Source organism: Salinimicrobium terrae DSM 17865 (assembly GCF_000424665.1).
In the GTDB taxonomy this organism is placed as follows: domain Bacteria; phylum Bacteroidota; class Bacteroidia; order Flavobacteriales; family Flavobacteriaceae; genus Salinimicrobium; species Salinimicrobium terrae.
Genome location: NZ_AUKI01000003.1, coordinates 35,956 through 49,193 on the forward strand (window position 1 = coordinate 35,956; position 13,238 = coordinate 49,193).

Consider the following 13,238-nt stretch of genomic DNA (forward strand, 5'->3'; position numbering starts at 1 on the left):
GATCTGGGATAGCAAAACTGAACATTAGGTGAATACTACTCATGATATCCAGCATCCTTTTTATTCTGGTCTTAGCGGCTTGCAGTTGCCAATCCCCAAATATCTATTTCCTCCTCCTTATGAAAATGCCAGTAGGTTGACATTTTACGCATCTTTCTTTAATAGCATAGAATTTAATAGTACGTTTTATAAAGTTCCGAAACCGGCAACAGTCGCAAGATGGGCAACATCGGTACCGGAAAACTTTAGGTTTACATTTAAATTATGGAAAGAAATTACACACAACAAAGGGTTAAATTTCAATAAAGAGGATATTGTTGCTTTCTTTAATTCCATCAACTCTGTCAATGAAAAGAAAGGATGTTTGCTCATTCAGTTTCCCCCGAGCATTGGGATAGAACACGCGAAGCAATTAGAAAAATTGTTAAGCTGTATTACTGAATCAAATCCTTCACACGACTGGAAATTTGCTGTAGAGTTTCGAAATAATTCCTGGTATCACGAGGAAACTTATGAACTATTGGATTTTCACAAAGCGACAATAGTCATACATGATATCCCTAAATCTGCAACACCTTTCCTAGACCATAATTCCGATTTTCTGTATTTTAGATTTCATGGGCCAACAGGAAATTATCGGGAGAGCTATTCAGAAGATTTTTTAATAGAACACGCTACTCTTGTAAATGAGTGGATAGAGGAAGGGAAAACAGTCTATGTATATTTTAATAATACCATGGGTGATGCGTTTAATAATCTGAAAACACTTACTCGTTTTGTTCAGGATTAAATTCTGATAGGATATGATATACTATAACAACACAAAGCACCAGAATTTCTTTTAATCCAATGAAAATATATGCCCGAAGGACCCTCTATCATATTAGTCAAAGAAGCGACGGCAAAATTTGTCGGAAAAAAAGTTATTGCGGTTGACGGGAATAGTAAAATTGACCAGAATCGTTTCCTTAATAAGAAGATCATTGAGTTTAAAAGTTGGGGAAAGCACTTTCTCATCTGCTTCGACGGATTTACACTGAAGGTTCATTTCTTAATGTTTGGCAGTTATACAATAGATGAAAAGAAGCCCGACAGAAACATAAGGCTTCACCTCAAATTTAAAAATGGGGAAATTAATTTATATGCCTGCTCAGTAAAATATCTTGAAGGAGACATTAATGAACATTACGACTGGAGCTCAGATGTAATGAATGCGCATTGGGATAGAGAGAAGGCTAAAGCCAAATTAAAAGAAATACCCGAATTACTAATCTGCGATGCCCTTTTAGACCAGGATATTTTTGCAGGAGTCGGTAACATCATCAAGAATGAAATTCTTTATCGGGTTCGTTTACATCCTGAATCCATGACAGGGAAAATCCCAAAGGTAAAACTCAATAAACTCATTGATGAAACCCGTATTTACAGTTTTCAGTTTTTGGACTGGAAAAAAGCTCATGAGTTAAAGAAACATTGGCTGGCACACACCAAAAAGGAATGTTTAAGATGCAATCTTCCAATAATAAAAAAACAGACAGGAGTTAAAAAACGCAGAAGTTTTATCTGTGCTAATTGTCAGGTATTATATACCTAAAGCGTTTAATCTTTAAACGGAGCAATAAAATAAGAGTCGGACAAAATGGGCTTGTAAATTAAATTCAAGGGATCAGGAGGCTCTCAGTCCTTTTTTGCCTGTAGCCGCAGAACATGTAAAGCAAAAATATGATAAAAGAACTTTTCCCCTTACTCTCCCCTTGCTCTCCCCTTGTTATTCTCTTTCTGTAGAAATTCTTCTGTCAAAAAATCCTTTTAAAATCTCCAGAAGCTTCCCTTACAACGCAGATTTTCCTTCCCATGCTCAAAGCGGGAACAAAGGTTTATGATTTATTAATTTACAATCGTTTCTAATTGTTGAATTCAAGTACATCTGTGGAATTAAATCCTATTTTTATTCTATCAGCCACGTTACCGTCTTTAGTAAATACCGCTAGATTTTGACCACTATCAAGTTTCAACAGCAACTGAGTTTTATTTCCCAGAAAGGTCCTTTTGATAACCCTTGCATGAGTTACGTGTTCACATTCTTCATTTATAGCAAAATTCTCGTGCCTTATAGCATGTGAACATTTGGGATTCAAAGGACATTTGAATGCCGATTGTAACTCCTGGCTCAGGTGTATAGTGTTTCCGAATAGAGAAGCAACATAAATGGAGTTGGGTTTGATATATAAGTTGGCTGCCTCATCTTTCTGGATTAATTCCCCTTTCTGTAAGATGAGAATCTCATCGGCTACCGCTAAAGCATCCTGAGTATCATGAGTAACAAAAATAGCAGTCACCCCCGTTTTTTTTACAATCTCAAAGATCTCATTCCGTAATTGAGCCCGTAACATGGCATCAAGATTACTGAATGGCTCATCCAGGATCAAAAGAGAAGGATTGGGGGCAAGGGCTCTAGCAAGAGCCACTCTTTGCTGCTGACCTCCTGATAATTGGTGAGGATATCTCTCTTTCATTTCTCCCAGTCCTACCAGATCAAGAACCTCCTGAGCCCTAATCTTTTTATTCTTTTGCCTGGAGATCCCGTACAACACATTTTTAAAGAGGGTCATATGCGGAAAGAGAGCGTATTCCTGAAAAACCAATCCCACCTTTCTTTTCTCCGGCGGCACGAAATTATGCAGGGAAGAAAACATTTCTCCATTAAGGACAATATTTCCGGCATCGGGAGTTTCTAATCCGGCTATAAGGCGCACGAGAGTTGTTTTTCCACTTCCGCTTTCACCCACCAGTGCGCAAACATCTCCTTCATTGAGATTGAAAGAAACATTTTTAAGAGCAAACGATTTTCCCTTATCGTAACTTTTTGAAAGCGAATGGATCTCCAACATGATCTGTTTCTATTTTATAAGCATTCGGTTAAGAAATATTACCGGTAACATGACGGTAACAATAATGAACAAAGAAGGAATAGCGGCTTCCATAACCATTTCGTCGCTTGCATATTCGTAAGCTTTCACTGCCAGGGTGTTGACATGAAAAGGTTTTAGGATAAGAGTCAAAGGTAATTCTTTTAATGCATCAATAAAAACCAGAATGAAAGCACTGGCAATCCCGGTTCTTATCAATGGAAACTCAATTTTAAAAAAGGTGCTGATATTTCCTACTCCCAAAATTCGGGAAGAATCTGGAATAGTATTGCTTACTTTTAAGGATGTAGATTCAATAGGATTATAGGCCACGGCAAGAAACCGCACCACATATGCATAGATGAGGGCCACAACCGTACCTGTTATTAGCAGACCTACATCCATATTAAAAAATCTGTCAAAAAAGGAGATAAGCCATTTATCGATCGAGATCATTGGAATCATGATCCCAATGGCAATTACGGCTCCCGGAATGGCATAGCCCAGCACTCCCAGTTTAGCAATATTTTTTATAAAACCTAACCGGCTCCATTTAGAAAAATAAATGAGAGTGATTGCCATTACCACCGTCACAAAGGCGGTTAGACACGCTATCCAGAAACTTTGCAATGAAAGGGCAAGAAAAGACGCATCAAATACTTTATCAAAGGTTAGAACCGCCCAAAAGATCAATTGACTTAATGGAAATATAAATCCTAACAGCACCGGAATCAATACAGCTATAAAAATCAACACTTGTTGCCGCCTACCCGGTTTTTTCCTGTCAATTGACCTGTTATTGCTTCTGTTACTGTTGAATTGTACCTTCCGTCTTTGAAATTTCTCAAGCAGAATAAGGGTGAAGACGATAACTATGAGGAGAGCCGAAAGATAAACCGCTGTCTCAGGTTCTTCCAGTGCAAACCAAGACCTGAAGATCCCTACAGTAAATGTATTTACGCCGTAATATTTTGCAGCTCCATAATCGTTGAGCACTTCCATTAAAACCAGGATTAATCCAGCGACAATTGCCGGGCGCGCCATAGGAAGCATTAATCTAAAAAAGGTCTTGAACTGCCCTACTCCAAGCATTTCAGAAGCTTCAAGCAGACTGTTGGCCTGATTTATAAAAAAAGCTCTGGAACTTACATAGACATAGGGAAAGAGAGAGATCCCCAGCACAAAAGCAAGTCCGAATTTATTCATTATATCAATCCGCACAAATTCCAGCCCTGCGGCTTCGAGCAGGAGTTGAAATGATCCGCCGTAATCAAAGATCCCGGCATAGGCATAAGCCACTATGTATCCTGGAATGGCGAGGGGCAGGATAAGCAGCCATTCCAATTGCTTCCTTAAAGGAAATTCAAATCTGGCAACCAACCAGGCGGTAGAAACGCCGAAAAGAAGTACAAGAATTCCACAGGCAAGGATGAGGAACAGGGAATTCCACAGGTAGTCTGGCAGCAAATTATCTACAATATGCCCCCAGGTTTCCCCCGGTCCCGAAAATAATTCTATACCAATAGTTACAACAGGTAAAGCGATGAAGACCAGGATGGCAACAGTAAGCAGCGCCCACTTATTGCTATCCCGTTTCAATCGCTTTAACCGGTACTGATAGGAAAATATGTTCTTACTTCCAGCCTGCTTCATCAAATATCAACACGGCTTCTTTGTTATGTTCTCCGAGTTCGGAAAGGTTTAGACGATCTTCTTTAAACTCACCCCAACTCTGTAGTAATTGGGCCGGTTCCACTTCTTCGTTTACAGGATATTCATAATTGGAATTTGCGAATACCTCCTGAGCTTCTTTGGAAACCAGGAACTCAATAAATTTTATTGCGTTCTCTTTATTGGGAGCATTACGGGCAACCCCGGCACCACTTACGTTGATGTGAGTTCCCCGCCCTTCCTGATTTGGGAAGAATATCTTAACCGATTCTCCGGCCTTTACTTCTTCGGGATTTTCAGAATTTAATAGATTACCAATATAATAAGTGTTGACGATAGCTATATCGCCTTCTCCGGCCACTACAGCTTTGACCTGATCCCGATCATTTCCTTTTGGCGCCCGCGCCATACTTTCCACCATGCCTTCTGCCCATTCCTTTGCTGCTGCTTCTCCACTGTGGGCAATAATGGAAGCCAGCAAGGATTGGTTATAGATATTTTCGGAAGAACGGATAAGGATCCTGTCCTCCCACTTCTCTGTAGCCAGATCTTCATAGGTTGAAAGCTGCGTACTGTCCACTCTTTCGGGTGCATAAGCTACGATCCGGGCTCTTTTTGTAAGACCGAACCACTGGTTATCTGGATCTTTAAGATGAGATGCAATAGTGTTGTCCAAGATCTCGGAATCAATTGTCTGTAGCAACTCCTGATCCTTTGCACGGGTAAGCCTGCCTGCATCTACTGTGATTAGTACGTCGGCCGGAGAATGTTCCCCTTCAATTTTCATCTTCTGGATCAATTCATCTGCATTGGCATTTATGACATTTACTTTAATACCGGTTTTTTCCTCAAACTGCTTGAATAACTCTTGATCGGCAGCATAATGCCTGTGAGTGTAAACGTTCACTTCTCCAGATTTTTCCGAAGCAGCAGTCGTCTCCTGTTTTTCGTTTTTGCAGCCCGTTAAAACCGCCATGGTCGCTAATGCTAATAAGAATCTCTTCATTACTTCTTTTAATTTTTAAGTGTGACAAATATAATTATTTAGACCTGGTTTAAATAAAACCTTCAGAAGAATCAAGCCGGTCGAGCCCGATTTCTGTAAAAAATTAATCTATAGTCTTACCTGCAATGTTACATACCAGGTAAGAGGTTGAGCAGGAATGATCCCGGGCCCCGGGTATCCTGTCGCCCGTCGGGTAAAATAGATGTTATCCAGTAGATTATTGATTCCGCTTTCGATCTTATACCTGTGATACGAATAGGACAGGGAAAGATCCAGGATACCATAAGCGGGAATAACCCCTTCAATTCCGCGTTGGGAATCATTTATATTCTGCGGGGCATTGGTTGCGTCTGAAAATTGTTTTGAAAGATAAGTGTATTGCAAGGCACCCAGCATATTTCGATAACCGAAATTCAGACCTGTTTTTAAATTAACAGCAGGTATGAATTCTACTTTATTCCCCTCTACGTTGGTCTGTTCGGACTGTATATATTCTGAACTGGTAAAGGCACTGTTTACAAATACCCTGGCCATGTAGTCCTCAGCTTCCGGAAAAAAACTTGTTTGTAAATTCCAGTCGGCAAAGGTTTCCAGTCCATAAATGAATGCGTCTCCTATATTGCCGCGAAATCTTATCACCCTTCCGGTTTCTTCCTGTTCCCCCTGAAAATTCTCACGGGTTTCTGCTCGTAGCACCTCCCCTATCCGGTCATTATATTTCAAACCGAAAATGCTGGCATCATAGGATAAAATATTTCTCCACCTTCCACGGATCCCCACATCTGAAGTGAACCCGGTTTCATCAGTTATGTTCGGGTCAACCTGAAAAACGGGATTAACAACCCTTATATCACTGAAGGTTACAGAACGATAATTCTGTGAAAAATTAGCATAAATCTCGACACTATCAGACATTTCATATCCTGCTCCTACTCCCAGGAGTACAAAACTGCGTTCAAAGCCGCGGTTGTCTGTAAGTGCTTCGTTCTTGAGGACATTCCCGGCCAAATCAAGAAAAATATCCCTGTAGGTTCCCCTGCTTTCTGTATTTATATATTCAAACCTGAAGCCCGGAGTAAGGGAAAGTTTATTTGTGAAATTGAAGATGTTTTCTCCGAAAACAGCAATATTCTCATTTGGAAATTCAAAGTTGGACTGTCTGGAATAATTAGGAAACTCGGCTGTGGCAAAAGAAAAATCCGGACCGGATCCTGTGGTGCCGGGTCCCTGTTGCTGTAGGTTTTTGGCCTTGTAATATTTAGTACCTATTAAAAAAACAGACTCCTCAAAAAGGTCATATCTGGTAAGGATTCTTGCTTCAGCTCCCCAGTAGTTGAATTCATCTGAAAGTAATTCCCGTGGCGCTTCAGGATCATCGGGTTGAGAAACCCGGTTCTCCCGATAGCCTACTGCTTTGCGGGAAGCATCCAGTCCAAAGATGTTCAGACTGAGATCTGTATCCGTTAGAATTTTGTGTTCCAACTTTAAAGCCAACAAGTTCCAGTTCACATCAAACCAGTTCCTGGACCTGTTACTGTAAGAGGGATCCCGATAAAATTGCGCATCTGTAAGTCCGCCAGGTTGTTGTGCAAGATAATCAAGTAAAGTATACTCAAAGGATAGCTTCGTTCCTTCACCAAGTCTATACCCTAGATGAACGAAAGCATTGTGGGAATCATATTCTGAATTAGGCCGGAAGCCTTCTCCTGTTTTATAATTATAATAGGTGTAGTAACTGAAGTTTCCCAGGGTTCCGCTTAAGCTGTTGAAACTGGTAAAGAGATTATAAGATCCTGTAGATTGCCGGGAAATGAGTTCAAATTTTTTATAGGAAGGCTGTTTGAATTTAAAGTTGATCAATCCGCCGAACTGGGTTCCGTACTGCAGGGAGGCAGCACCACGCACCACTTGTATCTCACTTAAAGCTTCTGCCGGCGGGGTGTAGTAACTTTCAGGATAGCCTAGAACATCTGCAGAAATATCATAATCATTTTGTCTGGTATTAAAATTTTGGGTCCTGTTAGGGTCTAATCCACGCCCACCAATATTCAGTTGCAGGCCGGCATCGCCGTTGTCATAAATATTGAGACCAACGACCTGACTATAGATCTGGCGGGCATTGTTCGTCGCTAAGTTTGCCGTTAGCTCCTCAAGTAATACCACCTCACTTTTCTTACCAGAGTAAATAGCGGTGCCTTCGACCTGCCTAAGATTGCGCAGCGAAAAAAGCTTTTTTCGGCGCTCGGTAAGTACGACTTCAGAGAGATTATTGGACAATACACTAAGTTCAATTTTTACTGATTCGTCCAAGGGAATATCTACCTTTTGCACTTCAATTTCATATTGGAAACTAAAGATCGTGAGCTCGTAACTTCCCGTTTTGAGATCTTCAAATCGGAATTTTCCTTCCTGATTAGCTACCTTCAATTCTCCGGTCGTGTTGTTATAAACCTCAGCTTCCGGAACCGGGGAGCCATCCTGAGCCGAAATTATTTGTCCGTCTAACACATATTGAGCCTGCACCGGAATAAAAAACAATATAAACAGCAGATTAAAGACCTTTGATAGTGTCATGAAAAGGGAGTAAGAATGTTTTTGTTTTAAAGGAATCGCAATGCTCCAGTAGGTTTACTTCGGGATCTATGTAAAGAGTGCTTTTCCGGCCATTCAGTGCCACATGATTTTCCACAAAAACCTGAATATTGCTGTGCCCTTTCTTTTTATAATGTTTCCCGAGGAAATGAGCATATTCTAAAATGAAATCAGGCTGAGTTGCCATTTGTTTTTCCTGAAAAGGCGTGAGAAAATCAGAATTTTTGACATAAAACCACTTTCCGGATTCCTGATTCACAATCTTAAACTGCGCGTATCCGGCTTTTTCCATTAACATAACCCGCCATGAAAAGCGGAAACCTTCCTCCGTCCAGAACAATTCCCCCGGATAGAGCAAATATCGCCACGGCAAAAGAACCTGGATCAAAAAGAACAAGCTTAAAACCGAAATTACCAGCTTTCTTCTTACGGGTCTGTAATATTTTTCACGCCCATTGTCAAATCTGCCTTTAGCAATTTTAAACAACCCCGAGAGAAAGTTAAGGATCCTGTGGTGGAGACCGGCATCAAAAAAGATCAGGGCGCTAACGATCATGATGTAAGGGAACATCCCAATGGGAAATAATATCCTCGTCACCAGGTGAAAAACAACCACGAGGACAAAGGCAAAGACTCTGGTGGGTTTGTAGAGCAATAAAAAAGGAATAACAATATCGTATAACATCCCCGACCAGCTAAAAAAGTAATGCACCCATTCCTGTTGCAACAGGTCGCCCAGCAATGGCAAATCATATCTTGAAGGCAACCATATCTTTAAAGGCATGGCTTCCAATAGCCAATCTGAATTAATCTTTGCAATTCCCGCATAGAAATAGACTGTGGCGATCAATAATTTAATACTGTCAATGCACCAGGAAGGGATCTTCTGAAAAGCCCTTTTTGGCTTTTGCCAGGCATCCACCGAATAATAAGCATTTGCCGGAAGAAAGATCATGAGAAAGCTAAGAATACTTATAAAAAAATAATGGTTAAGATAAGTGGTCTTATCCATCAATTCTATATAGGTAAAGCTTAAGAAAAAAGTGATAATTGCCAGCCGGTATTTGAAACCTGCAGCGACAAACAGAGCAGAAAGCCCACAAATAATAAAAATAAGATAGGTGAATTCTCCCAATGGTTTTACCCACTCAAATCCATAGTAGGAGAAGAAAAATTGCGGCGTGATATAAAGCTTCTCTATCCAGCCATGCCACCAGAATCTAATGACGCTCAAAAACATCATGATCCCAAAAAAGATCCGGAAAACCGCCAAAGGAGCGGCTTCCGAATTTTTATTCAGGTATGCTGAAAATGCCTTTTTCATTGCCCTCTTTTAGAACTCCCTTTAATCTCCATCTGTGTCCACGTAGTCCACACTTATGGCAAGTGCCTGCAGCATATCCACTTTTAACAATACAACGTTCTTCTGAAGTTCATTAAAAGCCTGCAACATAACCGTGTTTTCCGTCTTTACCTGCTCTACAAAATCATCATTAAGATTTGTGGCCTGTTGCGCAATAGCATTGAACTGAGAGTTGATGAGGCTGCTAAGGTCTGTGGAATTCTTGACTGTATTAAGGTGATCCAGGTATTGCTTGTAACTGGGACCTGTTTCATTGCTGTCGAAATGTTTTCCGTTAAAGAAATTCTGTACTGTTTCCAAGGCTTTTAAATAGAGGTCTTTTGATAAGCCGTTAGAATATTTCGCCTCTACAGTTTCAGGCATGGGATTTCCTGTGAAAGCTCCTGCAGGAATTCCGATTTTACCGGTCCTCAAATACTTTTCGTAGTACATTACATAATCATTAGTGAGCCTGTCAACAGCACCAGTATTGGACGAAGCTGTATTGGAAACAAATTGATCCCGGAAGGAATTCTGCCAATCGCTCAATACTTCTTGTGTAAGATCGTTTATTCTTGAAGAAACGTCCTGCAGGTAGTTAAGATAAGCTGAAGCATTGGAATGCGTTGTATAAAAATCCAGAATGCCTGCATCCTCTGCCGCCAAACCGTTTAACAGAAGATCCAAAGCGGGAAAACCCTGCTCATCGTAGGAAGACGGCAATTCAAGATTATAGCTTCCACTTTCTATTTTCTCCTGCACAGCAGCTTCGTCTACGGGATAGGTATTAAGGAACATCCTGAAATTAATGGCCTCTGCTTTACCAACTCCAAAAAGAGCAACTGTTTGGTACTGAAGGTAAGCTTCTTCATAAGATTCCCTCAAGTCAATCAGCGCAGCTTCGGAAGGATCCTGCACAAAAGCTTCTGTTTTAGCTTCCAGATCTGAAGTATAGGAAGCAAAATTTTCATAGGAGGGAATGATGATATTATCTGCCCAATTCTCAAGAAGGGCAGCACGGTCAAAATTGTCTTTATCTGTTTTCTTCCCTTCGTCATCCGAATTACAGGAGCTCAGGGTAAATGTAAATAGGAGAAGAATGGAAACTTTAAAATATTTCATATTTATATGTTTTTAAAAGTCTTTTTTAAAGCCTGCTATAAGCCACGGGATCCTTTAGATTTTCTTTTCAAAAAACCTGGTTTAAATAACTCTGAAACCTGCCCGGTCCTCCGGGCAGGTTATTTCAGAAATAAGCTTTAACAGCTATGCGTGGCTACTTCAAATTACTAGGTTATTCAGCTGCCTGTGCAACTGTGAATTCAAATTCTGCTGCAATTGCTTCAGAAAGCTCATCCAGAGTTTCAGGAGTTACGTCCCAGAAGCCATCACCGGCCATTAGAGTTTCCAACATAGAGTCAACTTCAGACTTAGAAAGGTATGGAGCATTAGTGGCAGGATTATGAGTAAACCTTAAACTATAGATAAATCCATATCCTTCAGATAAATCGTGGAATGCAGATCCCATTTTACCCGCTTCGAGTGCTCTTTTTCCAGCCTGGAGATAATAGACTGCACGTATTCCGATAATTTCTGAAACATTTTCCCGGATGATCGCAACCTGCTGGTCTCTCACATCATAATTTCCTGCAACTATAGCAGCACGTCCCAACTTGAAAGCCTCAAAGGTTTCTTCAGCAATCCCTTCAAAATCAGGATCGGCGTCTACACGTCCAAGATATTTAAAAAGTAAAGGATCGCTGTTATCACCTAAAGAAGAATTAGGAGTGGCCGAAGCAACAGACGGATGCCCATAAAGATAACCATAAGCCTCATCCCACTTGTGCTCCATAGTTGTATACGACTTTCCTTCTTCAGTTACACCTTCATTGTTATTCACAATATTATCTCCCGCATCAAGAACAGCTGAAGCCAGATAATTATTCAGCATCTGGTCTGCAACCAATGCTCCGATAAGACCTTTGGCAAAAGCCTGATCCCATTCCAATCCCTTTGGATTCACATATCGCACACTGGAGCCATCTTCAATCTGACCCGCAACACCTCTCGCTGCTAGCTCATTTTCATTTGGAAAAACTTCGTTTACCTGAGCACTTATATATTCTTCAAAATCATTCTTAATAGCGTTGCTTTCTACGGCGTTTGTGGCGAAATAAAGCTGGGAAGCAGCTACTTTACTCTTAATGCTTTTTGAGGAAGAATTGAGTTCTTCAGATGAGAAAGGATCATTCATATTAGAATACATGTTGGAAAGGCTTTCCTCGGTAGCATTGTCAAAATCTTTAAAAGAAGATGCCAGCTCTTTGGCCATGACCAATCTTGTAGTTTGTCCATCGAACATAACCGTAGAATTACCAGCTCTTTCAAAGGAATAAGTTTCCGGTACATCAATAATTTCATTTTCAATAACCGGATCATCATCGCTTGAACAGGAAGTAAATATCATTCCTCCAATGACCGCAGCAAAAATTGCTTTTTTCATTTTTAAATTAATTTAGACTTGTTATAAATAATTAGTTTCGGTGGCAAATATAAATGAACTACGAGTTTTTCACAAAGCTTATTTAGACTTAATTTAAATAAAGTTAAACTATGGGTGACGCCGGAACCATTGAGTTTCCTGATAATATTCAGTGAAAATTTGGTCTCTTTGCAATAAAACTTTTGAAACCACGACTTTAGGGGATAGGATGGATTAGTAGTGGAATATCGATACCAACAAATTTCTTCTTTATTTAAACGTAAAATCTGCAGACAATTTCCTTAGAATTATTCTATGTCTTTGATTAAGAAATTACAAACATTCAATATCACAATTCCTCCACAACTTTTGAGATTGATTCAATTTTTGCCTAATCCACAACATTTAGGAATGATCTATTTTCTGTACTTATTCTGTACTAGAGCAGAATAAAAAAAGGCTTCACATTTCTGTGAAGCCTTGTCTTTACTAGTAGCGGGAACTGGACTCGAACCAGTGACCTTCGGGTTATGAGCCCGACGAGCTACCTACTGCTCTATCCCGCGATATTGGACTGCAAATATACGGTCAATTTTTATATCTCCAAAGGTTTTTTTGAAATTATTCCATCACCCAGTTCATAGCTTCCATACGCTCCTTTCTACCAAAAGATTTAACTTTGGCAGGAACGATAAAATCTTTCATTTGCATCGATTTTTCAAAAATTTTATCATCTGTAACTATTGCAATTTTCTCAAGATCCTTGCCATGTGAGAAATGGAAACCAAGAGTTTTTATAAAAGCTGCAAAAGATATTCCTTCATCTGACTGATCTTCAAGATACAGACAAATAGGAGCTACATTTTTAATCCTTTCTCTTACCGCATGGAGAATTTCCTCAATTTTATCCTGATCAATCTCCGTATTGACCATAAATCCAACTACATTTTCAGCAAATTCAAAGGATTTTTCCACGGCTTGATTATTGAAGTTCCTTCCGAATTTATAAAAAGAATCTTAAAATTAGTAGCTGTTTCTAAACTTTTATAACCTATTGTTCAATATTTTTAGCGTTAAAGCTTATTAATTCCGCCTTTTCAAAGGAAATAGATAGCTCAATAGGATTACAGCAATTCTCACAGTCCTCAATATAATTCTGCTCTTTTCTGGACGGATCCAGGAGCATGGAAATACTCTCCCAGCAATAAGGGCATTGAAAATAATGCTCAGTCATAA

The 13,238-nt window shown here is 39.9% G+C and carries 11 protein-coding genes and 1 tRNA gene; 2 read left to right on the forward strand and 10 right to left on the reverse strand.

Annotated elements, in window-relative coordinates; all coding sequences use genetic code 11:
• Nucleotides 1-28: 28 nt before the first annotated feature.
• Both H148_RS0101250 and H148_RS0101255 read left to right on the forward strand, forming a co-directional pair.
• A complete protein-coding gene (locus H148_RS0101250) occupies nucleotides 29-790 on the forward strand; it encodes a DUF72 domain-containing protein (RefSeq protein WP_083961531.1) in 762 nt (253 codons plus the stop codon).
• Nucleotides 791-859: 69 nt separating this feature from the next.
• Nucleotides 860-1,594: a DNA-formamidopyrimidine glycosylase family protein gene (locus tag H148_RS0101255; RefSeq protein ID WP_029033171.1), complete on the forward strand. Its 735-nt coding sequence runs from the start codon at nucleotides 860-862 to the stop codon at nucleotides 1,592-1,594.
• A gap of 310 nt (nucleotides 1,595-1,904) precedes the next feature.
• Here H148_RS0101255 and H148_RS0101265 read toward each other — a convergent pair whose 3' ends face one another.
• From H148_RS0101265 to H148_RS0101315, 10 genes are all read right to left on the reverse strand, one after another.
• A complete protein-coding gene (locus H148_RS0101265; RefSeq protein ID WP_029033173.1) occupies nucleotides 1,905-2,891 on the reverse strand; it encodes an ABC transporter ATP-binding protein in 987 nt (328 codons plus the stop codon).
• Between the two features lie 9 nt (nucleotides 2,892-2,900).
• Complete coding sequence (locus H148_RS0101270) at nucleotides 2,901-4,562, reverse strand: ABC transporter permease (protein ID WP_037324465.1); 1,662 nt, start codon at nucleotides 4,560-4,562, stop codon at nucleotides 2,901-2,903.
• Nucleotides 4,543-5,586 carry a Fe(3+) ABC transporter substrate-binding protein gene (locus tag H148_RS0101275; protein WP_029033175.1) on the reverse strand — a complete coding sequence of 348 codons (1,044 nt, stop codon included), beginning with the start codon at nucleotides 5,584-5,586 and terminating at the stop codon, nucleotides 4,543-4,545. The genes H148_RS0101270 and H148_RS0101275 overlap by 20 nt, the downstream gene beginning before the upstream one ends.
• Nucleotides 5,587-5,694: 108 nt before the next feature.
• The gene (locus tag H148_RS0101280) at nucleotides 5,695-8,160 is read right to left on the reverse strand and encodes a TonB-dependent receptor domain-containing protein (protein WP_029033176.1); all 2,466 of its coding nucleotides are present in this window, start codon (nucleotides 8,158-8,160) and stop codon (nucleotides 5,695-5,697) included.
• Entirely contained in the window at nucleotides 8,138-9,502 is a 1,365-nt protein-coding gene (locus tag H148_RS0101285; protein WP_029033177.1) for an HTTM domain-containing protein, read from the reverse strand. Before H148_RS0101285 ends, H148_RS0101280 begins: the two co-directional genes overlap by 23 nt.
• A 21-nt stretch (nucleotides 9,503-9,523) precedes the next feature.
• Complete coding sequence (locus H148_RS0101290) at nucleotides 9,524-10,642, reverse strand: imelysin family protein (RefSeq protein ID WP_029033178.1); 1,119 nt, start codon at nucleotides 10,640-10,642, stop codon at nucleotides 9,524-9,526.
• A gap of 172 nt (nucleotides 10,643-10,814) precedes the next feature.
• Entirely contained in the window at nucleotides 10,815-12,023 is a 1,209-nt protein-coding gene (locus tag H148_RS0101300; protein ID WP_029033179.1) for a DUF4856 domain-containing protein, read from the reverse strand.
• A gap of 472 nt (nucleotides 12,024-12,495) precedes the next feature.
• Nucleotides 12,496-12,568, reverse strand: a tRNA-Met gene (locus H148_RS0101305).
• 55 nt (nucleotides 12,569-12,623) lie between these two features.
• Nucleotides 12,624-12,977 carry a SpoIIAA family protein gene (locus H148_RS0101310; RefSeq protein WP_029033180.1) on the reverse strand — a complete coding sequence of 118 codons (354 nt, stop codon included), beginning with the start codon at nucleotides 12,975-12,977 and terminating at the stop codon, nucleotides 12,624-12,626.
• Between the two features lie 76 nt (nucleotides 12,978-13,053).
• On the reverse strand, nucleotides 13,054-13,236 hold the full coding sequence (locus H148_RS0101315) for a CPXCG motif-containing cysteine-rich protein (RefSeq protein ID WP_029033181.1): 183 nt from the start codon (nucleotides 13,234-13,236) through the stop codon (nucleotides 13,054-13,056).
• Between the last annotated feature and the right edge of the window lie 2 nt (nucleotides 13,237-13,238).